Genomic DNA, 25,850 nt, shown 5'->3' with positions numbered 1-25,850 from the left:
TATATGGAAAGTTTTGAATTGACGCCGGAAGAAGCAGCCGTTATAGAAAGCACTCATTTTATTCTCCTGAAAAACAGTGCAATAGAGAAGGTGATGGGACTGATGGGAAAATTGCAGGAAGCCCTGGCTGCGTACGACCGTAACAGTGATTTTCCCTTTAAGCCGGAGTGGTTGCTTCAGGGAGGAAAAATATCGAAAGGAGAGCAATACAAAGGGCTGCCCTGGGTAATGCTGGATTATCCGCGCTACTTCAGTAAAACAGGCGTTTTTGCTTTCCGCACCATGTTCTGGTGGGGACATTACTTCAGCGCTACCCTGCACCTGGGAGGTAATGTAAAACAACATTACGATACGGTGCTGGAGAGCAGTTTCACAAAACTGGCCCTGGCCGGATTTCAGGTGTATGTTCAGGGAGACCCCTGGGAGCACGATTTTGAAAATGGAAACTATCGTTTCATAGATACCCTAAGTTTAGATGAGTGGCAAACGCTGATCAGCCGGAACGATTTTGTTAAAATAGCTAAACCTTTCGTGATCGGTCATTGGGGCAAAATCATAACTGAGGTAGTGGAAGCTTATGCTACGCTACTCAATATACTTGATAATAAGGCTTAACTGCCTATGCGGTGGAAGAGGTCTTTCACCTGGTATTCCCAGAGCTGACTTTGGTCCTTCACTTCTTTCTTCTCTGCGAAATCTTTTACTACCAGGATAGTTTCATTCGTTACTTCAGAAATTTGTATGCGGAACTCAAAATATTCGTCTTTGGGAGCATGCGTCCAGTGCAACCGGATATACTCATCTTCCTCTTGTTCCAGTACTTCCGCTTCTTCAGCAGTACCGTTCCATGAAAAGGAGAAAACATTATCCCTGAAATCAACCCTATCGGCAAACCACTCCTGTAAGCCAGCAGGTGTCGATAAGAATTCATACAGGATACCGGGCGAGCATCTTACCGGAAATTCTAACTCATATAGCACTTTCTTAGACATCTCTCAAATAATTGGTAAATCAATATCATCCAGCTGCAATTATAGAAAATATTTTACTCTGTCAAAATAATTTATGGTTTTTTTTTATAGAATAGATAAAAACTTTCATACGCCTAAATAAAACCATATATATTACATCTATAATAAATATTAAAACGACACATGTGATAGCGCCGGCTGCTTCGCCCCCATAGTGGCGAATTTCCGCGACAATTGCAAGCCCTTAATGATCAATCGATTTTATTTGGAAATGATTTAAAAAGAAGAGATTTTTTTTGGTGGCTTTCTAAAAAAAGTTATTTTTGTCAGGCATTCATCAAATCTTAACTTTTTATTAACCTGTAACTGTTCCGACTCTATGTCAATGCGCCAACTTAAAATCACTAAATCCATTACCAACAGGGAATCACAATCCCTGGAGAAGTATCTGCAGGAGATTGGGAAAGTGGATTTAATTACGCCGGAAGAAGAGGTAAACCTCGCTATCCGGATCAAGCAGGGCGATCAGAGAGCGTTGGAGAAGCTTACCAAAGCAAACCTCCGCTTTGTGGTATCCGTTGCGAAACAGTACCAGAACCAGGGCCTGTCACTCAGTGACCTGATCAACGAGGGGAACCTCGGGTTAATTAAAGCTGCTCAACGTTTTGATGAAACGCGCGGTTTTAAATTCATTTCCTACGCCGTTTGGTGGATCCGTCAGTCTATCCTGCAGGCGCTGGCAGAACAATCCAGGATTGTTCGCCTCCCGCTGAATAAGGTTGGGCTGAGCAACAAGATCAGCAAAGCGTATTCCCAGCTGGAACAGGAATATGAAAGAGAACCATCTCCCGATGAACTGGCTACCATCCTGGAAATCAATACGGAAGAAGTGGAAGCAACCCTTGGTGTTGCCGCCCGTCACGTATCAATGGATGCGCCTTTTATTGACGGGGAAGATAATTCCCTGTTGGATGTACTCGAAAACCCGAACGCGGTGAGTGCCGACGAGGAACTGGATCATCACGATTCCCTCCGCCGCGAAATCGAGCGCTCCCTCTCTACCTTAACAGACCGTCAGAAAGATGTGATTATGCTGTACTTCGGCATTGCCGTTGAACATCCCATGTCACTCGAAGATATCGGCGAAAAATTTGGCCTGACCCGCGAACGCGTGCGCCAGATCAAAGACAAAGCCATTACCAAATTAAGAACTACCTCCAGGAGCAAGTTGCTGCGCAACTACCTCGGGTAAGCGCGAATGTTGTCTGACTCAGGATTATGATGATTATGCTGATTTCCCTGAGTTTTTAGTTGATTTTGTAAAGATTTTTAAAGATTAGCGAAGCATGTTGTGGTATACCCGCAACGTTCTTCGCTGATTTTTTTTAGTAAAGCGCGGATTTTGTCTTGGAACACTGATTACGCTGATTTTGATGATTAGTTTGATTTTATAAAATTAAGGGAGATAAAAAGCGAAACGCTTCTATCTCCCTTAATTTTTATACGCTTAAAAAGATATCAATGAAATCATCAAAATCAGCGTAATCAGTGTTCCAAGACAAAATCCGCGTTAATCCGCAAAAAAATATACTTTTGCAGTCCGTTTAAAATACCAACAATGTTTGAATCATTATCAGAGAGACTAGACTCCGCGTTTAAGCAGCTTAAAGGGGAAGGCCGGATTTCCGAAATAAATATAGCCTCTACCGTTAAAGAGATCCGTCGTGCATTGGTGGATGCGGATGTGAACTATAAAATAGCGAAGGAATTTACAGATAAAGTAAAGGATAAGGCGCTGGGAGAAAAGGTGTTGACATCTATTTCCCCCGGACAGCTCATGGTGAAGATCGTAAAAGATGAGCTGGCTGAGCTGATGGGCGGTACAGAAGCCGAATTCGATGTCAAATCCAATCCATCCATCGTGCTGATCGCAGGTTTGCAGGGTTCCGGTAAAACGACCTTTTCCGGTAAACTCAGCAACTTCCTGAAAACAAAGAAAAATAAGAAACCCCTGCTGGTAGCGGCAGATATTTACCGCCCGGCGGCAATAGACCAGCTGAAAGTATTGGGTGAACAGATAGGAGTGGAGGTTTACAGCGAACCGGAAAATAAAAATGCCGTTCAGATCGCTGAAAACGCCATCAAACACGCCAAGGCAAATAACTTCAACGTTATTATCATCGATACCGCCGGCCGCCTGGCAGTGGATGAGGCCATGATGACGGAAGTAGCAGCCGTGAAAGCTGCCGTGAAGCCACAGGAAATCCTGTTCGTGGTAGACTCAATGACCGGTCAGGATGCGGTAAACACCGCCAAGGCCTTCAACGAACGGCTGGATTTTACCGGGGTAGTGCTTACCAAACTCGATGGCGATACCCGCGGTGGTGCCGCACTTACCATCAAATACTCGGTGGAAAAACCCATCAAGTTCGTAAGCATGGGTGAAAAACTCGATACACTCGATGTTTTTTACCCCGAGCGTATGGCGCAGCGTATCCTCGGAATGGGTGACATCACTACCCTCGTAGAACGCGCCCAGGAGCAGTTCAACGAGGAACAGGCCAAAAAACTCGAAAAGAAGATCCGTCAGAACCAGTTCGATTTCGATGATTTCAAGGAGCAACTCCAGCAGATCAAGAAAATGGGTAACCTGAAAGACCTGATGGGAATGATCCCGGGTGTAGGAAAGGCAGTGAAAGACCTGGATATCAGCGACGATGCTTTTAAAGGCATTGAAGCCATGATCAACTCCATGACGAAGGCTGAACGGGCCGACCCTGATATGATCGACGGAAGCCGCCGCAAACGCATTGCAAAGGGCGCCGGGAAAACCATCCAGGATGTAAACCAGTTCATGAAACAGTTTGAACAAATGCGCCAGATGATGAAAATGATGAATAAATTTGGCGGCGGTGGTAAGGGTTTGAAAGGAATGGTGAGATAAACGGATCAGATTGACATAAATATATTTTGCAAATATCAACTTACTGATTACATTTGCATCCCTAATTAAACAATATTTCCTAACTCGCAAAAAATAACTCGACTTATTTATGCCAGTAAAAATCAGACTGCAGAGACATGGCGCGAAAAAAAGGCCTTTCTATTTTATCGTAGTAGCCGACGCCCGCGCACCAAGGGATGGTAAATTCATCCAGAAAATTGGTACTTACAATCCTTTAACAGTTCCGGCTTCCATCAACATCGATACCGAAAAGGCATTGCGTTGGTTGCAGAAAGGTGCACAACCTACCGATACTGTTAGAAGAATCTTGTCATTCAAAGGTGTATTGTATTTGAAACACCTGTTAAGAGGTGTTACTTTGAACCTGTTCGACGAGCCTACTGCTTACCAGAAGTTCGCTCAATGGCAGGCTGAACACGAACAAAAAGTATCTGCCCGCCGCGACGGTCACAAGAAAGCAAGAGTTGCTGCTCCTATCGTAAGAAAGGTAGAAGACACTCCGGCTGCTCCTGCAACTGAAGCACCAGCAGCAGAAGAAGGTAACGAAGCATAAAACGGCAACGTTTTAACAATACCTGAAAAAGGAAATATTTGCAGCCGCAAATATTTCCTTTTTTAATTTTTGTGAACAGCCTCGCCGGTAACCAATTCCGGCCTCACTAAATTATATGAGTAATTATTTTAGCATAGGTAAGCTCGCTTCTGCCCATGGTTTGCAGGGCGACCTGGTGCTAAGGCACAGCCTGGGCAAAAGGTCCGCTCTGAAAGGAGTAACCGTTATATTCCTGGAAGAACGCAGGAACAGCTTTATTCCCTACTTTGTTCAGCAGGTATCTGTAAAAGACAGCGAGAGTGTATATATCAAACTGGAAGGAATAGATACAAAGGAAGCAGCCCAAAAACTGATGCCGGCACAGGTATACCTCCAGGAAGAAGACTTTAAACAGCAAACTGCCTCCTCCGCTCCCCTGGCTTTACTGGGATTTGTGGCGGAAGACCAGCAGTATGGCCCTCTGGGCACCGTGGAAGAAGTGATTGAAATGCCCATGCAGGTGCTCATAAAAGTATTCATAAAGGGCAAGGAAGCACTGCTGCCGGTGAATGAACAGTCGCTGGTAAAAATAGACAGGAAAAAACAGACCGTATTCCTTAACCTGCCGGATGGTCTGATTGAATTATACACCGGTTAAGTTACCTGATAATCATGCGAATAGATATAATAACCGTATTGCCGGAACTGCTCGAAAGCCCATTGTCCCATTCGATCATGAAAAGGGCACAGGCCAAAGGATTGCTGGAAATACATGTGCATCCGCTCAGGCAGTATTCCAACCTGAAACACAACCAGGTCGACGATTACCAGTTTGGCGGTGGTGCAGGTATGGTAATGATGCTGGAGCCCATTGTAAATGCTATTGAGTCGCTCCAGGCGAAAGTGCAGTACGATGAGGTGATCTATCTCACCCCCGATGGTGAAACACTGAACCAGAAAATGGCCAACCAGTTGTCACTGAAAGGAAACCTGCTCATGCTTTGCGGCCACTATAAGGGTATCGATCAGCGCATCCGTGACCACTTTATTACAAAAGAGATCTCCATCGGCGACTATGTGCTGAGTGGGGGGGAACTGGGCGCTGCCGTACTGGTAGACGCTATTGGCCGCCTGTTGCCTGGCGTGCTGAATAATGAAACCAGCGCCCTTACAGACTCCTTCCAGGATAATTTACTGGCTCCCCCGGTATATACCCGCCCGGAAGAGTTCCGCGGCTGGAAAGTACCGGAGATCCTCCTCAGCGGCGATCATAAAAAAATTGAAGAGTGGAGGCACCAGGAATCGGTAGAAAGAACAAAACAACGCAGGCCCGACCTGTTATAACTGAATGATACATAGGTCATATAGATCGCTTTGCCATTTGAAAGAGATAATTTCTTGGTTTTTAATTTGGTAAATGCTATTTCTTGACTTACTTTTGCACTCCCATAAATATTTGAAAGATGAACGCAATTTCGTTTGTTCACGAACAACTGACAGCTAACAAACAGTACCCGAAGTTTAAAGCAGGCGACAACGTCACTGTCAACTATAAAATCGTGGAAGGTAATAAAGAAAGGATCCAGTCCTTTAAAGGTGATGTGTTGAAAATCCAGGGTACAGGATCAACAATGTCTTTCACTGTTAGAAAAATTTCTGATGGCATTGGTGTGGAAAGACTGTTTCCGCTTTACTCTCCTCATATCGATGGTATCGTGTTGAACAAGGTGGGTAAGGTAAGAAGAGCTAAGCTTTACTACCTGCGCGAACGTGCTGGTAAGAAAGCCCGTATCAAAGAAAAAAGGGTTTAGTATACATACAGGGAAATTTGTTAAAAGCGGGACCATTACCGGTGCCGCTTTTTTCGTGTGCTTAAAATGGTATTAAAACTACGGCAGGATAGCCTGTAAACGGTGAAAAAGCCGATTATATCTGCTATCTTTGTTGACTGAACTTATAAACACTTGAGAAGATGACTGCTGTTTTTTTTAAATCATCATTTTTGATCCTTCAGGATATTGGTATGTCTGAACTGTTGCTGATTGCCGTAGTAGTATTGCTGCTTTTCGGAGGTAAAAAAATCCCCGAATTAATGCGTGGCCTCGGTAAAGGTATCCGCGAGTTCAATGACGCCAAGAACAATGTGCGTCAGGAAATCGAAGAAGGAATGAGGGAAAAACCTGTTCAGGCAGCACCAGCTACTACAGATGCACCTCATACCAGCACTGAAGACGCAACACTGCCAAAAGCATAAACTGTAGCCAACTCCCACTAAGGAGTTATCCTGATTAATTTAATTTTAACTGGTTTAGTCTTGTCTGAATTCAGCAGTATAATCACTTTCCATAAAGCATTATACGCCGGCAGCACAAGCTGTACGGAGAGGGTACGCTATTACCTCAGCCGTATAGCTCAGTTAAAGCACTTGAATGCCTTCCTGGAAGTGTATGAAGAGGAAGCCCTGGAAAAAGCACGCGAGCTTGATACCCGCCTTAAAAACGGGGAAAAGCTGGGCGCTCTTGCAGGCGTGGTGATAGGCATTAAAGATGTGATCTGCTATAAAGGCCATAATGTAAGCGCCGCTTCCCATATACTGGAAGGGTTTAATTCCCTGTTTTCTGCCACTGCTGTCGAAAGATTGCTGGCGGAAGATGCTATCATCATCGGTAACCTGAACTGCGATGAATTCGCTATGGGATCTACCAATGAAAACTCTGCCTATGGCCCTACCCTGAACGCACTGGATAATACCCGCGTCCCCGGAGGATCTTCAGGAGGCTCAGCCGTAGCAGTGCAGGCGGATCTTTGCCAGGTAAGTCTTGGCAGCGATACAGGCGGCTCTGTTCGCCAGCCGGCCGACTTCTGCGGTATTGTTGGACTGAAACCAACCTATGGCCGGATTTCCCGCTACGGGCTCATCGCTTATGCCTCCTCATTTGACCAGATTGGCATTTTTGGCAAGGATATTGCCGATGTGGCGGCAGTTCTACAGGTAATTGCTGGTCCGGATGAATTCGATAGCACCGCATCCCGGAAAGAAGTACCGGATTATAAAGCGCTCCTGGAGAACAATAAAACATTCAATTTTGCGTATTTAAGGGATGCACAGTACCACGAAGGACTGGACGCAGAAATGAAGAACGGCTATATTGATTTCTTTGAAAGTTTACAATCTCTGGGTCATACGGTATCAGGAAAAAGTTTTGAATACCTCGACCATGTAGTTCCGGCATATTATGTACTCACTACAGCAGAAGCTTCCTCTAATTTATCCCGCTATGATGGGGTAAAATATGGACACAGAACCCATGAGAAAAACCTGGATCTGACAGAATTTTACAAAAAAAGTAGATCAGAAGGGTTCGGAAAAGAGGTAAAACGTCGTATATTACTGGGGACTTTTGTGCTGAGTGCAGGCTATTATGATGCTTACTATACTAAGGCACAACAGGTTAGGCGTCTTGTAACCGAAAAACTCAACGATATATTAGAAGAATACGACGCCATTTTAATGCCAACTGTGCCAACCACAGCATTTAAATTAGGGGAGAAAACAGACGACCCTATCGCCATGTACCTGGCTGATATATATACGGTACTGGCAAATCTGGCAGGGGTTCCGGCTATATCCGTTCCCTTGTACCGGCATTCAAACGGAATGCCATATGGTGTACAGATCATCACAAAGAAGTTTAGCGAAGCAAACTTGTTACACATAGCGCATCAATTGATGGCTAAGGAACAGGTTACTGTTGTTTAAAATAAATTGTATGAGAAAAATCTTTTTACTACTGCTGTTGCCAGCAATAAGTTTAGTGAGTGTGAGTGCAATGGGAGGCAATAGCAATCCTAAAGAGATGGCGTATCCGCCGGTATTTTCCCCGGATACCTCTGTAGTAAAGCTGAATCACAAGGTACGTTTACCAAAAGATACAGCTGTACTGCCATCACCAACATCCGTGGCAGTGAAAAAAGCCGCTCAAAGCCTGCCTAATACCATTCGCAGCGCGAAAGTGTATGAACAGATCAACAACAACCTGGTTGCCGGTTACGTGAGTAACTACGCCACCCGGTATAGCCAGCATCTGCAAATCATGATCGACAAAGGACAACCTTATTTCAATATGATTGAAAAGGTGTTCCGTGATAATGGTATCCCGGAGGAAATGAAATACCTCGCCGTAATTGAATCCAGCTTTAATACCAACGCCCGCTCCAGGGTGGGTGCAGTAGGCGCCTGGCAGTTTATGGCCGGAACCGCCCGTATCTTTGGTTTAAGCGTGGGTAAGAAAATAGATGAAAGAAAGGATTTCTATAAATCTACCCTGGCTGCTGCCCAGTTCCTGAACCAGCTGTATGCACAGTTCGACGACTGGTTACTGGTGGTAGCTGCTTATAACTGCGGCGCAGGTGGTGTACAACGCGCTATCAAAGCCAGCGGACGTACCGATTTCTGGGGCATGCAATATTTCCTGCCTGCCGAATCACGTAATCATGTGTACAAATTCATCGCTACAGGATATATTCTCGACAGGTTCAATAACTTCTTCGGTGTAAGTGACGATAACTCTATCACCGTAAATGTACCCGTAGCAGATAACCTCTCCGCACCGGTGGCAAGAGGCCCTTTAACAGAAGATGAGATTTTCAGCACTGTTGAAATTAACGTAACTGGTAAATACCGTCTGGAAGCTATCGCAAAGAAACTGGATATGAACCTGGCAGAACTGGACCGTTTTAACCCAGGCTTTGCCAAAGCAATGGCCAGTGCCGAAAATAATTACGACCTGCGCATCCCGAAAGAAAAGATGAAGCAGTTCATGGCGGAAAAAGACGAAATGCTGAAAGAATCAGTACAGATGACACTGGACGATAAAGCTGTGGGTGTGGATAAATCCAAATTCCCGCCGCCGGTGAAAATGGCTGACAAGAACGCTGCTGCAAAGAAAGCAACTACTACCAGCACTAAAAAGCACTACACTTCTAAAAAGCATCATTATACTGCTAAGAAGAAGACCACTGCTAAGAAAAGAACTACCGCTAAAAAATAATCACCCGCAAGGGTATACGAAATAAAAAGAGAGACCGCTGATCATCAGCGGTCTCTCTTTTTTAATTAGATTATACTAGGTGGTCAGCAAGCCCCTGCGTCTTTCACTGAAAGCCACCAAGTCAAGCAACGGCCCGGTCATAAAGGTGGTGGCCAATGCCATCAATACCAGCATAGCGAATATTTCAGGGGATAAAATGCCAAGATCGAATCCTATATTCAATACTACCAGCTCCATGAGCCCGCGGGTATTCATTAATGCCCCGATGGAAACAGACTGGCGCCAGCTCTGGCCCATTAACCGCGCTGTAATAGTACTGCCGCCAAATTTCCCTGTAACTGCTACCAGCATGATCATTCCGGCTACTACCCACAAATCCCCCTGGTTCAACAACCCGATATGTGTTCTTAAACCGGTAAATACAAAGAAAATAGGGAGTAACAGCAGTACGCTTACATCTTCCAGCTTATCTGTCAGCAATTGCCTGATAGGAGTACCATGTGGCATGATCACTCCCGCCAGGAATGCGCCAAACAAAGCATGAATACCAATTACCTCCGCCACCCAGGCAGATATCAGCAGCATGAAAAATACCAGCGATACAGCCGCCTTCTGGTTGCCTTTCGCCATCTGCAACTGTATAACCCGGTTCAACCAGGGCCTGACCAGCAACAGCATCACTGCTACAAATACAATCGCCAGCAAAATGGTGACCAATGCACTGATAAGCCCGCCGGCATTTACAATAGCTACTACTACCGCCAGGATACACCACGCCGTAATATCATCTGCTGCGGCGCAGGTGATGGCCATAATGCCAAGGGGAGTATGGGTAAGTTTCCGTTCCTGTACAATACGCGCCAGTACCGGGAAAGCGGTAATACTCATTGCAATACCCATAAACAAGGCGAAAGATAAAAAGCTTACATTGGCAGGCGCAAAGCGGGTGAAAAGGAAATAGGCCAGCCAAACACCAAGAAAAAAAGGAATGATAATACTTGCATGACTGATCATTACCGCATCGTGGGCTTTATTCCTGATTTTGCTCAGATCCAGCTCCATCCCTACAATAAACATAAAGAAGGCAAGCCCTATCTGGCTGAGGAACTGCAGGCTTTTCAATGATTCCACCGGGAACAAAAAGCCGGAAAAGGAAGGGGCTACCCAACCCAGCAGGGAAGGCCCCAGTAATACGCCGGCAATGATCTCGCCCACTACAGCAGGCTGTCTCAGCTTATTGGCCAGTATCCCGAATGCACGCGCTGCCAGCATGATCAGGATGATTTGCAGCAGTAGCAATCCCAGCGGATGTTTCAGGTTGTCGAGATAACGCCACCAGCTGTCAGCCACAGTGCGCGCCGCTACTGGTGCGGGTGTAGCAACAGTATGCATGGTCATCGGCAAAGATTGTCCTTTCTGCAGTATCACCCAGATCAGGACCCCGAAAATGCCAATGATCGCCGGGTACCATAAAAAGCGCTTATTCATGACAGGAAATATTAATGGTTAACTGCAAGATATAAAAAAGCAAAAAGCTATTACAGGGATGGCCCGCTGTGGCAGATTAAATCTTCGCATGCGGTGGTCGCTGTAATAGCTTTTTAATAAATATCAACTGGTTACTTAGCCGATAGCTGCAATTCCAGGCAGTTCTTTTCCTTCAAAGAACTCCAGTAATGCGCCACCACCGGTAGAAACATAACTTACTTTATCTGCAATGCCGAACTGGTTTACAGCAGCTACGGAGTCGCCGCCGCCCACCAGGGAAAATGCACCTTTGGCAGTGGCTGTTACAATCGCTTCAGCTACACCTTTGGTACCAGCCTGGAATGCAGCCATTTCGAATACACCCATAGGTCCGTTCCATAAAATGGTTTTGGATGCGGCAATGGTTTCGCCGAAAAGCGCTACCGACTTAGGCCCTATGTCCAGGCCCATCCAGCCTGCAGGGATATTGTCGTTGGAAACCACCTGGGTATTTGCATCAGCGGCAAATTTATCTGCAGCCACAGAGTCTACAGGCAGCAACAGCTGCACGCCTTTTTCTTTAGCTTTGGCCACCAGCTCATTGGCCAGGTCCAGCTTATCATTTTCGCAGAGGGAGCTGCCAATTTCCTTGCCCTGTGCTTTCAGGAAGGTGTAAGCCATACCGCCGCCAATGATCAGGTTATTGGCACGGTCCATCAGGGTTTCGATAATGAGGATCTTGTCGCTCACTTTGGCGCCGCCCAGGATAGCGGTAAACGGAGAGGCTGCATCGTTCAGCACTTTCTGTGCGCTGTTTACCTCGGCTTCCATCAGCAAACCGAACATACGGTTTTCAGGAGCAAAGTATTGCGCAATTACGGCAGTAGAAGCGTGGGCGCGGTGGGCAGTACCAAAGGCGTCATTCACATAAACATCTCCCAGTTTGGACAGCTGTTCAGCAAAAGAGGCATCACCTTTTTCCTCTGCTTTGTGAAAACGAAGGTTTTCCAGCAACAGTACTTCTCCCATCTGCAGATCTGCCGCAGCTTTTTCAGCCACAGGGCCAACACAGTCTTCCGCAAACTTCACGGTAGCGCCGTTCAGTAAGGAAATAAGGTGGTATACCAGGTGCTTTAAGGAATATTTATCGGTAGGGCCATCTTTGGGGCGGCCCAGGTGCGACATCAGGATAACAGCGCCGCCATCTTTCAGGATTTTCTGGATAGTGGGCACGGCTGCACGCATGCGGTTATCATCGGTGATTTCGAACTTGTCGTTCAGGGGAACGTTGAAATCCACGCGGATCAAGGCTTTGCGGCCATTAAAGTTATAGTCGGAAAATTTACTCATAATGTATCGATTTAAGATAACGGGGAGTGGTAAATTAAAAAACCGCGGTCCAACAGCACAAAGCGGTATATAGCCGGATAATCTGGCCAATCGCTGCTATGGTGTAGTTCCGCGGAATTTAAATACTCCCGGCCTGCACCGGGAGTACTGTATATAATTATTTGCTGATCAAACCGGCAAAGTACTTCACAGTACGAACCAGCTGTGATACATAGCTCATTTCGTTATCGTACCAGGAAACGGTTTTAACCATCTGGTGCTCGCCCACAGTAAGAACCCTGGTTTGAGTAGCATCAAACAGGGAACCGAAATGGATACCGATGATGTCAGAGCTTACAATTTCATCTTCGGTATAACCGAAAGATTCGTTGGAAGCAGCTTTCATGGCAGCGTTTACCTCGTCGGCAGTTACTTTTTTATTGAGAATGGTAGTCAGCTCAGTTAAGGAACCGGTAATGGTAGGAACACGTTGTGCGCTACCATCCAGTTTGCCTTTCAGCTCAGGCAATACCAGGCCGATAGCTTTTGCAGCACCGGTACTGTTAGGTACGATGTTGGCAGCAGCAGCACGTGCGCGGCGCAGGTCACCTTTCGGATGCGGAGCATCCAGGGTATTCTGGTCGTTGGTGTAAGCATGAACAGTGGTCATTAAACCGGTAGCAATACCGAATTTGTCCTGCAGAACCTTAGCCATCGGAGCCAGGCAGTTAGTGGTGCAGGAAGCGCAGGAGATAACAGTTTCGCTGCCATCCAGGATTTCGTGGTTAACGTTGAAAACGATCGTTTTCAGATCACCGGTAGCCGGAGCGGAAATAACAACACGTTTAGCGCCTGCAGTCAGGTGAGCCGCAGCTTTATCCCTGTCAGCAAAGAAACCTGTACATTCGATCACAACATCGATGTCGTGCTCTTTCCAGGGAATTTGAGACGGATCTCTCTGTGCATATATTTTCACATCTTCACCGTTCACATTGATTGCGTTTTCGGAATGCTTAACGTCTGCATCGAATCTACCCTGTGCTGAATCATATTTCAGCAAATGCGCCAGCACATTGGGGCTGGTGAGGTCATTGATAGCTACCACATCAATGCCGGGCATTTTGTAAATCTGGCGGTATACCAAACGGCCGATACGACCGAAACCATTAATACCAATTTTGAGAGTAGTTCCCATTTTACATCGTGATTTGAGTATGAAAAAATCGAGAGCGAATTTACAATCAATACCCTTATTAATCAATATAATTTTAGGTTATGAAAATATTTTTTGGAAATATCAAATAAGATCATACTTTTGCAATCCCAAAATGATACGCCGCGTTGGTCAAGGGGTTAAGACGCCTCCCTTTCACGGAGGAGTCACGGGTTCGATTCCCGTACGTGGTACAGGAAAAAAGCTGCTAACATTATCTATGTTAGCAGCTTTTTAGTTTAAAATATGTTGTCTGCCATTGAATGATTACCATATATGCTGAATAGCGAAGTTGCACGTGCTAAATTCTTACCCGGTTGCCGGTAACATTCTTCCCACCTTTTCCCGTAAAAGCCTTAAATTAATGGTGGACTTTGACCATCATCCTCATGAGCCTCTCCAAACTGGTATCCCTACTCATTTTATACATGTTCTTCTGTTCTTTGAAGAACAGTGCCCTGGCACAATCCGCAACGATCAGGAAAGAACAGGGTGATTTGCTTTCTATTAAAGACAGTGTTGAGTTTGCAGACAAGCTTAATCGCATTGGTATTCTTTTTTATCTGAAAGACGTTGACAGTTGTTTTTACTATGGCATGAAAGCAAAAGTGCTTTCGGTCCGGCTGCGATATGCCAAAGGTGAAACCGATGCTGATAACGTAATTGCCGCTGCGCTTTACTTTAAAGGGCTTTATAAGGAAGCGCTGGAGCTGTTTAACAAATGCATGGATGCCTACCGGGAATTGGGTGATTCCGCCAATGTTGCCCAGGTGCTCTCTAACATGTCAACCGTGTATACAGATATGGGAGACAGTGAAAAAGCCATCAGCTTTGCCCGCCAGGGCTTCGAGCTGGGGCAGCAACTGGAGGGAGACAGCATCCAGACCCTGCTCTATCTCAACTATTGCTTGGACCATCCAGAACTGCCGGAAGATACTATCAGGCATTACCTGGCCAAAGCGCGGGTTATTGCAGACAAGTATAACGATCAGCCCATGCAGTCACTGGCCCTGCTTATGCTTCCCACGTATATGGTGGCTAATAACCGCAGACAGGAGGCGCTGCCGCTGATCAGGGCGGCCCTTGAGCATTCCCGTAATACAGGAATGGAATACCTGGAGATCAGTACGCTGATACTATATGGAAATTGCATGGAAAACAAACCAGACAGCGCATTGATATACTATACGCTTGCATACCAGATTGCAGAGAAAAACGGCTATAAAAATTTTAACCTGCAATTACTGAATGAGATTCTAAAAAACACAGAGCTGGTTGGTAATAAGGACCAGATCATCCACGTGCAAAAACTGATGGCATCCGCGCTGGAGGCAGACAACAGTAACCTGAAAAAATTCATCGGTGATTACACCGTTTATAGTGCAATCAGGGAGGAAAACGATTTGCTGGAAGCTGGCAACCGGAACAAATTAACCCAAATATGGATGCTGGTTGGCATCTGCTCTGCAGCCATACTGCTGCTCGCTTTTATTTACTACCAGTACCGGCGCTCCCGCCAGATGAATAAAATTATTTCGGACCAGAACCATCAGTTACAGAATACACTGGCCGCACTCGAACAAAGCCAGGCAGACAATACCCAGCTGCTTAAAATAGTAGCGCATGACCTCCGCAATCCCATAGGCGCCATGACGTCTATAGCCAGCCTGATGCTGGACGACGGACCACGCAGCGACAATGACCGTATGCTGCTGGAACTGCTCAAAACCTCCGGGGAAAACTCACTTGACCTTGTAAGTAACCTGTTGCTTATGCATACCCGTGCGGAAGAGCTTACCAAAGAGCCGGTAGAAATGTACCAGCTTTTGCAATATTGTGTAGCGTTACTGCAATTTAAAGCAAAGGAAAAAATGCAGCGGATATCCCTGACAGCAGTGCACGTGACCATCCGTGTAAACCGGGAGAAGATCTGGCGTGTGGTAAGCAACCTTATTACCAATGCCATCAAGTTCAGCCCCAATGGCGCCCGCATCTCGGTGCTGCTGGAATTGAAGAACGGCAAAGTGCAAATCAGGGTGAAAGACGAGGGAATCGGTATACCTGAAGATATTAAAGACAATATCTTCGATATGTTCACTATATCAAGAAGGGCCGGCACTGCCGGAGAACAGTCATTTGGTCTTGGATTATCCATTTCCAGGCAGATCGTAGAAGCGCATGGCGGCGCTATCTGGTACGAAAGCACTCCTGGTAATGGTACTGTTTTCTTTGTCGAGCTTCCGCTGGAAACAGCCTGAATACCTTTGTTTGCACGTAAACTTGTCGCCATCAGGTAACAGCGCAATAAGTTAAGCTCCCCACAATCCCTCTCTCAGTATCCTGTTTTTAATGCCAGTTTTACTGAATGATATTGAATATATTTCTATAATAATATGTATTTTATTTCATGTAAAATATTTATCCCGCGTTGTTCATTTTGTGCATTTTTTATCATCCTTCCTCGTTATTCATTTTATTCATTCACTCCCGGAACCCGCTACAACACTGATTATTACAATACTTTAGCCATACCGTACCCGAATCCCGATATATTAAGCGACTTAGTATCCTTATGCGAATCCCTTTGCGTGCCTTGTATACAGTTATCAATTCCCTGTTACCTGGATCTCCCGGACGGATATGGTGTGCAGCACTGGTATGTTTTCTTTATTTCCCCCTTCAGATACATGCACAAACCGGATGCCCTGCGCCTAAAATAAGAAAGTATGCTTCGGGCCAGAGAACAGCAGCGCTGCTGGGATGGATAGATAATGAGACGCTGGCCGCAGACGCCACACCCGCCATTTTTTCTACACTCAATGCGCCTGTTCCCCTGCTGGGACTCACCTTCGCCACACAATACCTCCGTTTCGATGCCCTGGTAGCAGCCGGTACACCGCTCAGCATAAAAATTATCTACCCCACCGGTCTCCTGGGAGTGGGATCTTCAGCTTTAGTGCAGCCTTTCATATATGATAAAGGCGTTGAAAAAGCAGCCGGTATATCCTTTCCCGTAGGCGACCTGCTATCACTTCTGAATGGGGCCGGCGATATGGAACTCAACCTCACTCCGAAAGATGCCGCCGGCAAGCCGGTAGCCTACGATGGCGTATGGATAAGGCTTTCTGGCGTAGCCGGATTGACGCTGAGCATGAGTGTGTACGATGCCTGGATCATGCAGGACCCTCCCGGCAATATTAACTGTAACCAGGCTATAGATGTACTGGCTGGCGTTCGCGCGGGTGGTATCAGTCTGCTTAACGCTACCGGGGGAGTAGTGAATAAATGGAATGCCATCGATAATGATCCTTCGCTCACTACTTACGCGCAACTCAATACCGGCGTGCAGGTACTGAGCCAGGTGTTTGAAACAGTGGTATTCAATACACCGGCAAAGGCTGGTGATTCTGTATACCTCGTACTGCAGGATCCTGGCAGCGCCTTGCTGGATCTTAGCCTGCTTACGGGTTTTACCATACAACCCTACATGGGAACAGCCCCCGCAGGAAGCCCCATTACAAATACAGGCACATTGCTCAATCTCCGCCTTTTAAACGGACCGGGAAATAAGTATGTGCTCAGCGCTGCTATCCCGGCAGCTTTCGACCGGATAGATATACAGATGGGCGGATTGGCAGGCGCACTTTCCTCCCTGCGCATCTATGATGTAAAAGTAGTAACACCGGTTCCTGCGTATTCACTAACCATCGATGGCAACCTCACTGCCAGCCCTATTTGTATTAAAGATGCAGGCAAGCTGAAGTTCAATATCACCAATACAGACCCCTGTGCTGTATATAACTGGTACGATACCAATAATACCCTGCTGTATACCGGTAACGCCTATACGCCTGTAATTACCAGTGCAGGAAATTATACATGGTATGTAGAGGCCATAAGGAACGGGTACAGTGGCGTTGTAAGTAATCGTGTGCCCGTTCACGTTATAGTGGAGCCACGCCCTGGAAAACCATTACTCACCATTCAATTAAACCCTTGACATATGAAAATTGCTACTTTCGGAATGCGCCGGCCTTTCCATCCTGTTTTAATGATCCCTGTTTTACGTCATCCCGCTATGAAGTACCTGCTGGCGGCGTTCTTACTGCTGTGCACCATAGGCGTTCATGCACAAACTGCCACGCTCATCAAAACACCGGCACAATTGTCTGATAACGACGATCCGTCAAAAGGTACCTCTACCTCCACAGGTACAACCTTGTTCTGTACTGATCAATCTGCATTTACGCTCACTTCCAGTTTAAATGATCCTACTGCAACAGGAACACCCGTACCTTATACCAGCTGGGAATGGAAGGAGATCGATGAAAACGGTAACCCTGGCCCTTTACCGGCAACAGCAGTTGCCACGAAGGAAAAACTGAATGTAGCTTCCGCTATACCGGGATGGCATACCTACCAGGTAACCGCCGCCACCGGCGTTTCAGAGTGCCCCGCGGATCCGGTGATTTTTACAGTTTATGTATTACCCAACCTGAGCATCAAGGCAGATGTAGATCCTGCAAATAACCCTGATCTCACCTATTGCGCCGCCAATGGTGCGCCAACAGGCGCAAAGGCCATTAACCTGAAAAGCACCGTGACCTTCGCTACAGCGCCCCGCAAGATCGCAGGTCTGAAAGATTATACAGTGAGCGATTTTGAGCTGAAATATGTGTGGTCTAAAGAAGAAGCAGGCACGCCTGCCTCCAAAACAGATGTAGGTACAGGCGCCGATTACACGATAACAGAACCTGCTGTAGCAACGGCAGGTGTGGAAAAGAAGTATAACTACAGCGTGAAGGTAGTGTACACGGTAAAGGCATGCGGCGACTATACCGCTATTGCGCAATCCGGTGGACAGAATGCTGTGATCACTGTTACGCCTAAACCAGGTAAACCGGTTATTACTATCCAGTAAATGGTATGGGTAAAAAAATAACTGTTATCCTCTTATTCCTGGGCTGGTGGGCTACTTCCGCGTTAGGGCAGTCCCCACCGGTCAGGTATATCATGCCCGGTCAGCAGGTGAAACTCACTGCAGCGGCTACCAATACACAACACTACCAGTGGTACCGAGATGGCATGCCCATCACAGGGGCAACACAGGCGGAGCATATTACCGCAACACCGGGCAGGTATACTGTGGAAGCATATAACGGTTACGACTGTATGTCGGAACTGTCTGATGCAGTTATTATTGCTGAAATAACCGGCAGGGGCCCGGATGCGGATATGCAGATCAGCAAAACCGCCGATAGGGGAACCATTCGCGTGAACACTTCTTTCAACTATTATTTAACAGTAACAAATAATGGTCCGGCAAATGCCACCGGTATCGTGATCATGGATAAGTTGCCCGGGTACCTGGCCATGGACCTGTTGTCGGTACCCACTACGGGTACCGCTACCTATGAAGCAAATGACCACACTGTATGGTGGAAAATGAATAACCTGCAAACGGGGAGCACCGCTTCTTTATCCATCAAGGTGAAAGTGCTGGAACCGGGGCTGATCACCAATACCGCCACCGTTACCGCCAATGAAAATGATAAGGTATTGCAGAATAACACCAGTACGCTTCAGCTGAAAGTATTGGCGCTGCACATTCCCAACGCCATTACCCCCAATGGCGATGGTGTAAATGAAGTGTTCATTATCGGCGGTCTGGAGCTTTACCCGGAAAATGAGCTTACTATTCTAAACAGGTGGGGTAATCACGTATTTGAACAAAAAGGATATACACAAAACTGGAACGGGAAAGGATTAAATGCAGGCACTTATTTTTATTTACTGCGGGTGAAGGATGAAAACGGCCACTGGCAGGAATTTAAAGGATATATCACTTTACTGAAGCCATAACCATTTACTATGTGTATGAAGAGATATTTTGTTTTCCTGGTGAGTTTTCTTTGCGGTCTGCAATCATTGCATGCGCAACAGGATGCACAATTCAGCCAGTATATCTTTAATGGCATCTATATAAATCCCGCGTATGCGGGGTACCGGCAGGAACTGAATGCGCATGCCTTTTACAGGAACCAGTGGGTAGGCGTTCCCGGTGCGCCGGAAACTATGTCGCTGGCAATTGATGGCAATGTGAATAACGACAGGGTGGGGCTGGCACTACAGGTATCGCACGATAAGATCGGTGCGCAGAGCCAGCTGGCGGCGTATGGGAACTATGCATACCGCATACCACTGGGAGCTGAAACCGGCAGACTGGCACTGGGTATTGGAGCTGGTATTGTGCAACAGGGCCTCAATCCCAATGAGCTGGAATTTACCAATCCCAACGAGCCTAACCTGGGCGGCGCTGCACAGCATATGCTGTTGTTCGATATCAGGGCCGGTGCCTATTATACTACTGAAAACTGGTTTGTTGGTTTTTCGGCAGATAATCTGACGGCGCAGTACCAGGCAAAAAATAAACCATTGGGTCATTTTATCCCGGTGCCAAAACCACACTTTTATTTCACCGGAGGTGCACTGCTAAGGATGAATGACGATGTATTCCTGAAGCCGTCTTTCCTGTTGAAAGATGACAGGGCAGGGCCTACCAGCCTGGATTTGAATATGTTTGTATTGCTGAAGGAACTGGTTTGGGTAGGTGGTGGATACCGCACAGCAGTAAACCTGTACAATAAGCCGGCACTACAGCCGGGGCTTACCAGGTCCGGCGCAGTAGTAGCAATGGCGGAAGTATTTGTGTTGCCGGAATTAAGGATAGGGTATGCATTTGATTATGCGTTGAATAAATACCGCAACTATAACAATGGTACCCATGAAGTATCTGTCGGATTTTATTTTAAGAGGATGGATGATGCAAGGCGTACTTCCCTCCGCCAGATAAGGTGTTCCTATTTTTAACTTTAGTAAACTATAGGATGCTTTGAAAATGAGGGTTATCTTTAATGATAAGTCTCCCTTTATGAGAAAAAAGAAAGTTGCTTCCCTGTTCGTGCGCATGCATCCTGTGCAGCGGGTATTGGTGAGCCTGGGATTTACCGTTTTGGTATATATAGTACTTTTATTACTGAAGATAGAAGTACATCCGCTGGTGTTATCTGCCATGTTGTGGGATATCTTCGCTCTTTCCTACATCACTACCGGCTGGATCGTATTTTTTAACCGTACAACAGACGAGATCCGTACCTGGGCAAGGGTGGATGACGGCAGCCGCACTTTTGTGACGCTAACGGTGGTCATAGCTTCTGTGGCAAGCCTGGTGCTGGTGCTGCTAATGATGCTGTCGAAGGAGCTGACGGGGCTCTCGAAGGTCCTGTATTTGCCGGTAGCTGTTTCGGGGATGCTGGCCTCATGGGCAATGGTACATACCATCCTCACTTTTCATTATACGCATCTCTATTATGATGACGATGAGAACGATAGCACCAAACATGCTGGCGGCCTGGAATTTCCACAGGAAAAGAAACCCGATTATATTGATTTCGCTTATTTCGCCTTCGTGATCGGTATGACTTTCCAGGTGTCGGATGTGGATATTACCGGCAGGATAATCCGCCGCACAGCACTGGCGCATGGCTTACTTTCCTTTTTGCTGAATACATTTGTGGTGGCATTAACCATCAACCTGATCGCCGGCCTGAAGGAATAGATCGTTTCAACCAGCAGTTTTTTTTATAATCTTCTTACCTTTAATAAAGATTCGAAAAAAAGTTTTGGTTTGTAAAACATTTTCCTATCTTTGCAATCCCAAACGAAACGCCGCGTTGGTCAAGGGGTTAAGACGCCTCCCTTTCACGGAGGAATCACGGGTTCGAATCCCGTACGTGGTACAAAAAGCCTGCAATTTGCAGGCTTTTTTATTGTGTCATTTCCGGGAATAGTAATGTCTTAGATTCCCTGTTCCTTTACAAAGTTTCTTATCAGCGTCAGTACCTCATCGAAATGAGTATCCAGTATATCGTGCCCACCCTCTAAAATATGGATTTGCGCCCCGGGCAGGTCACGCTTATAACAAGGAACTTCCTTCACTGAAAAAAATATATCATATTTTCCCCACATAACAAGCGCTGGTGGCTGGTGCTTACGGAAAAACTCCTGGTAATCAGGAAACATTTCCAGGTGAGTTTTGAAATCACAATTAAGCTCAAACTGCTTTTCAATATTACCCGGTCTCCTCAGAAACTCCCAGTCAAGCATCCAGAATTCCGGACTCACCCTGGATAATACCTCTTCGGGAAGCCCACCGAAGTATTGATTTTTTATACCTTCAGCACTTAAAAATTTAATAAGCTTCTTCTTTTTTTCGGCTGTAGGGTTATACCAGTATTCAATATATTCATCCCATTCCGGTCCCATCCCTTCACGATGTGCATTGCCGCTCTGAACAATTATACCTGCAATCTTTTCAGGATGATTTATGCATAATTGAAGCCCGATCGGTGCACCGTAATCATGGAGATAAATAAAGAACTTGTTTAAATTTATTGCTTCGGTTAATTTGTTTATCAACACCGATATGTTGCCAAATGTATACTCAAAATCATCTGGTACGGGAAATTGACTAAAGCCAAAACCCGGATAGTCCGGAGCAACAAGATGATACTGATCGGACATCGCAATCATCAGGTTTTTGAAAACTACTGATGAAGTCGGAAAACCATGTAAAAGCAGCAGGGCAGGGTTCTTTTTATCTCCCGCCTCCCGGTAGAATAGATCAATTCCATCCACCTTAATGGTCCTGTTATAGATTTGTCTTGACATACCAATTGCAGATTTAGTTAAACAAAACTGCTGCCATCATAAAAAGAATCCTGATGACAATTGTTTATGTGACAATTATGGGCGCTTTAACGTATTGATCCGTTACTGCATCTTCATAAGCCTGTTCCATTTCAATACAATCCTGGTGCCATATAGTTATACAATAACTGGATGTGTCAAAAAAAATGAAGGCCCGCTGAGCTTCGCTTAAATGGCCGCCGCCCTTCATTTTATCCCCTCCGCCCTCCCTCCCCGAAGTCTTTTCCCCATTTCCTTCCATTTATCGTCCCTCCTGCAACAAATTCACAACAACATTTAGTACATTTATCCGACAGCACTACTTTCCCTGAATCTGAAATGATTAATGGTCATATAAAGGCGCACGCCCAACGATGGCAAACTGTAGCCAGGTATGGTTTTTACCTGCTATGGATATTATTATCCCTTATCACGGCCACTGCCCAGAAAAGGGAAACGCCTACCTATAATTTCTCGCATCTCGATATCAACAACGGCCTGGCCAGTAACCACGTATCGGCCATTCTGCAAGACAGGAAAGGATTTATATGGATAGCCAGTACCGCCCTGCAACGCTATGATGGCGCCAACCTCGTAACGGTGGCCAGCTTTGACAGGGTACCCGGTTCCATTTATTACGATGATATCTGCCTGTGCGAAGATAAAAAAGGCCGTATCTGGATGGGTACCCCGGATAATATCCGTGTGTACGACCCTGTTACAGATAAAGTAAAATCCCTCCTGGTGGCCGGCCGTGATGTACGCCCGGAAGGGCTCCAATGCAGCCAGATCCTCGAAGACCACAACGGCGTTATCTGGGCAACCACCCACGACGGGCTCCTGCAATTCAGCGAAAAAGACTTTAACTTCCGGAAAGCAGACATTATCCCGGAAAAAGACCGCATCCAGATGATGGATGCCATTATGGAAGATGAAAGCGGAAACCTGTGGATCAGCGGTAAACACGGTGTATATATACTGGACCGCCAACGGGAAAATTTGTACAGCTCCGCCAATAACCCGCAACAACTACCGGTGCTCAACATCGATAACACCTTCAGGAAAATATTTACAGACACTTATCACCAGGTATGGATGGCTGGCCGCCACGGTATCCTGTACAATTATGATCCGGCATCCCGGCAACTCACTCACTATACCTTCGAACCACCCGGAGGAAAGGACAAAGATGAAGATTATGATGCTATCTTCGACCTGGTTACCGACAGCGATAAAAACCTCTGGATAGCCACCGAAAAAGGAGGAATACTACGTTTTAACCGCGCTCTGAAAACCTTTGATCTGAACATCATCGCTAACAACACCGACGAAAAAGGATTTCACTACAACTACGAAGCCAATTGCTTCCTGAGCGACCGGGAAGGCCACCTCTGGATAGGTACGGACCGGGGCGTGAATATCATCAGCCTCCATAACAAAACATTCCGCCTCCTCGATAACAGAACCGTTTTTCCCAATACTTCCCAGCACCTGCCCCCAATGGAAGTAACAGGCATCTTCCAGTCATCCCGCGGTGACGTGTATGTGGGCTACTGGGGAAAAGGCTTCAGCCGCTTAAACAAAAACCTGGAACTGGTCCGGAATTATGTGCACGATAATGGAGACCCGGCATATACTCTCCCCGAGGAACGTGGACTGGTATGGACTTTCGCGGAACTGGAAAATGGAGATGTCCTCGTCGGACAGGAAAACGCCTATATCTCCGTATTTAATCCAACAACCGGGAAATTTATCAAACATCTTACATCTCCGGTTCTCTATGAACAAACAATACTTAACCTGCATCCGCAAAACAATACTACCGTTTGGATAGGTTTATATAAAAGAGGGCTGGCCAGCTGGAATCCACAGGAAAATACTTTTCAACATTATCATGAAATAGTGGATTCATTAAAACGCCCCGTTTCGGTAATGGATATTGTGCCAGATGGAGATTCGCTGCTGTGGCTCGGTTCCAGCAGTGCAGGCCTTATTCAGTTCAACGTCCGTTCCCGGCGCATTGTGCACCGGCAAACCTTTGAATGGAACACAAAGATATACAGCAATATCACCAGTCTGCACCGCTTTAATGACACCACTTTGCTGGCAGGCACCGATCATGGGTTGTGGATCTGCAACACCCGGCAGCATACCTATAAGCCGCTCCTCACCAATACCGAGTTGTTTGATCAATGGGTACTAAGTATGGAAGAAGATGGGCCCGGCAGGATATGGTTCACCACACAGTACGGATTTTATCGCTATCACGTAGCCGATAACCGGCTGGAAACCTTTATCCAGGGAGACGATATTATTGATAATACCCGCAAAGTGAGACGCCGTATTGTGAAGCTGGCAGATGGGAATCTGCTGGTAGGCGCCTCCGATCATATTGTTGCTTTCGATCCGGCCAGCCTGAATGCTGCACCGCCACCGCCGGATGTAACCATCCTGAACCTGAAAGCGCTCGATAGTATTATCCTGATCCAATCGGCCCTGCGCGACAGTACGCCGGTTACCCTCAGCCACAAACAGAATTTTATAGGCATCGAATTCAAAAGCCTTCAATACCACGATGAAAGGATCCGCTACTATTACCAGCTGGAAGGAGTAGACGAGAACTGGGTGCTTACAGATAATATCCTGATGGCAAAATATACCAACCTGCCTCCGGGAAATTATACATTCCGTGTGCGGGCTGTAAACACTGCCGGTACCTTTTCACAACATATCAGCACACTGAAGATCTTTATTAAACCGGCCTTCTGGCAAACAACCTGGTTCCGGCTGTTATGCCTGCTGCTGGCGGGCTCGCTGGTATACCTCTATTACCGCCTCCGTATTGCCGGTATTAAAAAAGAAGCAAAACAACGTGAAGCAATACAACAACAAATTGCCCAGCTGGAAATGAAGGCACTGCGCGCACAAATGAACCCGCATTTTATTTTCAATGCGCTGAACTCTATACAAACCTTCATGATGAAAAGCGAAACAGAACAGGCCCTGGCCTACCTGAGCCGCTTTGCAAAACTGATCCGTAATGTGCTCGATAATTCACAACTCAATAATACTACAGTAGCACAGGAGATCGGTGTATTGGAAAACTATATGGAACTGGAAAAGCTCCGCTTCACTGATGAATTTGAATACGAGATCATTGTTGATCCCTCCCTCGATGCGCATATGGTAGATGTGCCCACCATGGTGATTCAACCCTTCGTGGAAAACGCCATCTGGCACGGGTTGCTGCATGATAAAGGGAAAGGAAAAGTAACCATCACCTTTAAAAAAGTAGATGACCGCATCCTGTGCACGATTGAAGATAACGGCATAGGCAGGGAAAAATCAGCGGCTATGAAAAGGGTGAATAAACCCCGTCACCAGTCCCGCGGACTGCAAATTACCCGCGACCGTCTTTCGTTGTACAACAGCCGTTTTAATGTAGATGCCAGCTTCGATATTGAAGACCTGGTAGATGAAGAAGGGAAAGCACTGGGAACAAGGGTGAACTTATGGTTCCCGTTTGTAGAAGAATAGCAAAAGGAAAAACCGATACCGGTCTTTCCTTTTGCAG

Annotated in this window: 22 protein-coding genes and 2 tRNA genes; 19 read left to right on the top strand and 5 right to left on the bottom strand. The window is 46.3% G+C overall.

All coding sequences use genetic code 11. From position 1 onward, the window contains the following. Positions 1-3 precede the first annotated feature (3 nt). On the top strand, positions 4-615 hold the full coding sequence (locus tag ABIE50_RS00275) for a hypothetical protein (protein WP_209857030.1): 612 nt from the start codon (positions 4-6) through the stop codon (positions 613-615). On the opposite strand, the gene ABIE50_RS00270 is transcribed toward ABIE50_RS00275, so the two are convergent. Continuing rightward, on the bottom strand, positions 612-992 hold the full coding sequence (locus tag ABIE50_RS00270) for an START-like domain-containing protein (RefSeq protein ID WP_142685716.1): 381 nt from the start codon (positions 990-992) through the stop codon (positions 612-614). The genes ABIE50_RS00275 and ABIE50_RS00270 overlap by 4 nt on opposite strands. Before the next feature lie 358 nt (positions 993-1,350). Between ABIE50_RS00270 and ABIE50_RS00265 the strand changes: the two genes are divergently transcribed. The 9 genes from ABIE50_RS00265 (at position 1,351) to ABIE50_RS00225 (ending at position 9,519) form a co-directional block, all read left to right on the top strand. Next, the gene (locus ABIE50_RS00265; RefSeq protein WP_209857032.1) at positions 1,351-2,223 is read left to right on the top strand and encodes a sigma-70 family RNA polymerase sigma factor; all 873 of its coding nucleotides are present in this window, start codon (positions 1,351-1,353) and stop codon (positions 2,221-2,223) included. 366 nt (positions 2,224-2,589) lie between these two features. Beyond that, complete coding sequence (gene ffh / locus ABIE50_RS00260) at positions 2,590-3,915, top strand: signal recognition particle protein (protein WP_209857034.1); 1,326 nt, start codon at positions 2,590-2,592, stop codon at positions 3,913-3,915. A 109-nt stretch (positions 3,916-4,024) separates the two neighbouring features. Beyond that, the gene (gene rpsP / locus ABIE50_RS00255) at positions 4,025-4,489 is read left to right on the top strand and encodes a 30S ribosomal protein S16 (RefSeq protein ID WP_142685718.1); all 465 of its coding nucleotides are present in this window, start codon (positions 4,025-4,027) and stop codon (positions 4,487-4,489) included. Between the two features lie 115 nt (positions 4,490-4,604). Continuing rightward, the gene (gene rimM, locus ABIE50_RS00250) at positions 4,605-5,126 is read left to right on the top strand and encodes a ribosome maturation factor RimM (RefSeq protein ID WP_209857036.1); all 522 of its coding nucleotides are present in this window, start codon (positions 4,605-4,607) and stop codon (positions 5,124-5,126) included. Between the two features lie 14 nt (positions 5,127-5,140). After that, positions 5,141-5,812: a tRNA (guanosine(37)-N1)-methyltransferase TrmD gene (gene trmD, locus ABIE50_RS00245; RefSeq protein ID WP_142685720.1), complete on the top strand. Its 672-nt coding sequence runs from the start codon at positions 5,141-5,143 to the stop codon at positions 5,810-5,812. Positions 5,813-5,931: 119 nt separating this feature from the next. Then, a complete protein-coding gene (rplS, locus tag ABIE50_RS00240; protein ID WP_079473603.1) occupies positions 5,932-6,279 on the top strand; it encodes a 50S ribosomal protein L19 in 348 nt (115 codons plus the stop codon). Positions 6,280-6,470: 191 nt separating this feature from the next. Beyond that, positions 6,471-6,722 (top strand): Sec-independent protein translocase subunit TatA/TatB, encoded by a 252-nt coding sequence (locus tag ABIE50_RS00235; RefSeq protein WP_260607465.1) that lies wholly within the window; start codon positions 6,471-6,473, stop codon positions 6,720-6,722. Between the two features lie 60 nt (positions 6,723-6,782). Then, entirely contained in the window at positions 6,783-8,228 is a 1,446-nt protein-coding gene (gene gatA, locus ABIE50_RS00230; protein WP_209857038.1) for an Asp-tRNA(Asn)/Glu-tRNA(Gln) amidotransferase subunit GatA, read from the top strand. Between the two features lie 10 nt (positions 8,229-8,238). Further along, positions 8,239-9,519: a lytic transglycosylase domain-containing protein gene (locus tag ABIE50_RS00225; RefSeq protein WP_209857040.1), complete on the top strand. Its 1,281-nt coding sequence runs from the start codon at positions 8,239-8,241 to the stop codon at positions 9,517-9,519. 75 nt (positions 9,520-9,594) lie between these two features. Here ABIE50_RS00225 and ABIE50_RS00220 read toward each other — a convergent pair whose 3' ends face one another. From ABIE50_RS00220 to gap, 3 genes are all read right to left on the bottom strand, one after another. Continuing rightward, positions 9,595-11,007: a cation:proton antiporter domain-containing protein gene (locus ABIE50_RS00220; protein WP_209857042.1), complete on the bottom strand. Its 1,413-nt coding sequence runs from the start codon at positions 11,005-11,007 to the stop codon at positions 9,595-9,597. 135 nt (positions 11,008-11,142) lie between these two features. After that, the gene (locus ABIE50_RS00215; RefSeq protein WP_209857044.1) at positions 11,143-12,336 is read right to left on the bottom strand and encodes a phosphoglycerate kinase; all 1,194 of its coding nucleotides are present in this window, start codon (positions 12,334-12,336) and stop codon (positions 11,143-11,145) included. A 157-nt stretch (positions 12,337-12,493) separates the two neighbouring features. Beyond that, the gene (gene gap, locus ABIE50_RS00210; RefSeq protein ID WP_142685726.1) at positions 12,494-13,510 is read right to left on the bottom strand and encodes a type I glyceraldehyde-3-phosphate dehydrogenase; all 1,017 of its coding nucleotides are present in this window, start codon (positions 13,508-13,510) and stop codon (positions 12,494-12,496) included. A gap of 140 nt (positions 13,511-13,650) precedes the next feature. On the opposite strand from gap, the gene ABIE50_RS00205 reads away from it, so the two are divergent. The 8 genes from ABIE50_RS00205 to ABIE50_RS00170 all read left to right on the top strand — a co-directional run bounded on the left by ABIE50_RS00205 (position 13,651) and on the right by ABIE50_RS00170 (position 21,327). Then, a tRNA-Glu gene (locus tag ABIE50_RS00205) sits at positions 13,651-13,722 on the top strand. A gap of 180 nt (positions 13,723-13,902) precedes the next feature. Further along, a complete protein-coding gene (locus ABIE50_RS00200) occupies positions 13,903-15,786 on the top strand; it encodes an ATP-binding protein (RefSeq protein WP_209857046.1) in 1,884 nt (627 codons plus the stop codon). Between the two features lie 314 nt (positions 15,787-16,100). After that, a complete protein-coding gene (locus ABIE50_RS00195; protein ID WP_209857047.1) occupies positions 16,101-17,528 on the top strand; it encodes an immunoglobulin domain-containing protein in 1,428 nt (475 codons plus the stop codon). A gap of 3 nt (positions 17,529-17,531) precedes the next feature. Next, positions 17,532-18,449, top strand: coding sequence for a hypothetical protein (locus tag ABIE50_RS00190; RefSeq protein WP_209857049.1), 918 nt, complete (start codon positions 17,532-17,534; stop codon positions 18,447-18,449). A gap of 5 nt (positions 18,450-18,454) precedes the next feature. After that, positions 18,455-19,390: a T9SS type B sorting domain-containing protein gene (locus tag ABIE50_RS00185; protein ID WP_209857051.1), complete on the top strand. Its 936-nt coding sequence runs from the start codon at positions 18,455-18,457 to the stop codon at positions 19,388-19,390. Positions 19,391-19,405: 15 nt separating this feature from the next. Continuing rightward, the gene (locus tag ABIE50_RS00180) at positions 19,406-20,398 is read left to right on the top strand and encodes a PorP/SprF family type IX secretion system membrane protein (RefSeq protein WP_209857053.1); all 993 of its coding nucleotides are present in this window, start codon (positions 19,406-19,408) and stop codon (positions 20,396-20,398) included. A gap of 61 nt (positions 20,399-20,459) precedes the next feature. Next, positions 20,460-21,146, top strand: coding sequence for a DUF1345 domain-containing protein (locus ABIE50_RS00175; protein WP_185937228.1), 687 nt, complete (start codon positions 20,460-20,462; stop codon positions 21,144-21,146). 109 nt (positions 21,147-21,255) lie between these two features. Beyond that, positions 21,256-21,327, top strand: a tRNA-Glu gene (locus ABIE50_RS00170). Between the two features lie 58 nt (positions 21,328-21,385). On the opposite strand, the gene ABIE50_RS00165 is transcribed toward ABIE50_RS00170, so the two are convergent. Then, positions 21,386-22,258 carry an alpha/beta fold hydrolase gene (locus tag ABIE50_RS00165; protein ID WP_209857055.1) on the bottom strand — a complete coding sequence of 291 codons (873 nt, stop codon included), beginning with the start codon at positions 22,256-22,258 and terminating at the stop codon, positions 21,386-21,388. A 357-nt stretch (positions 22,259-22,615) separates the two neighbouring features. Between ABIE50_RS00165 and ABIE50_RS00160 the strand changes: the two genes are divergently transcribed. Next, a complete protein-coding gene (locus ABIE50_RS00160) occupies positions 22,616-25,813 on the top strand; it encodes a two-component regulator propeller domain-containing protein (RefSeq protein WP_209857057.1) in 3,198 nt (1,065 codons plus the stop codon). Positions 25,814-25,850 lie beyond the last annotated feature (37 nt).

The organism is Chitinophaga sp. OAE865 (assembly GCF_040546735.1).
Lineage (GTDB): Bacteria > Bacteroidota > Bacteroidia > Chitinophagales > Chitinophagaceae > Chitinophaga > Chitinophaga polysaccharea_A.
Note: the sequence above shows the minus strand (reverse complement) of the source record. Positions and strands in the feature narration are given on the sequence as shown.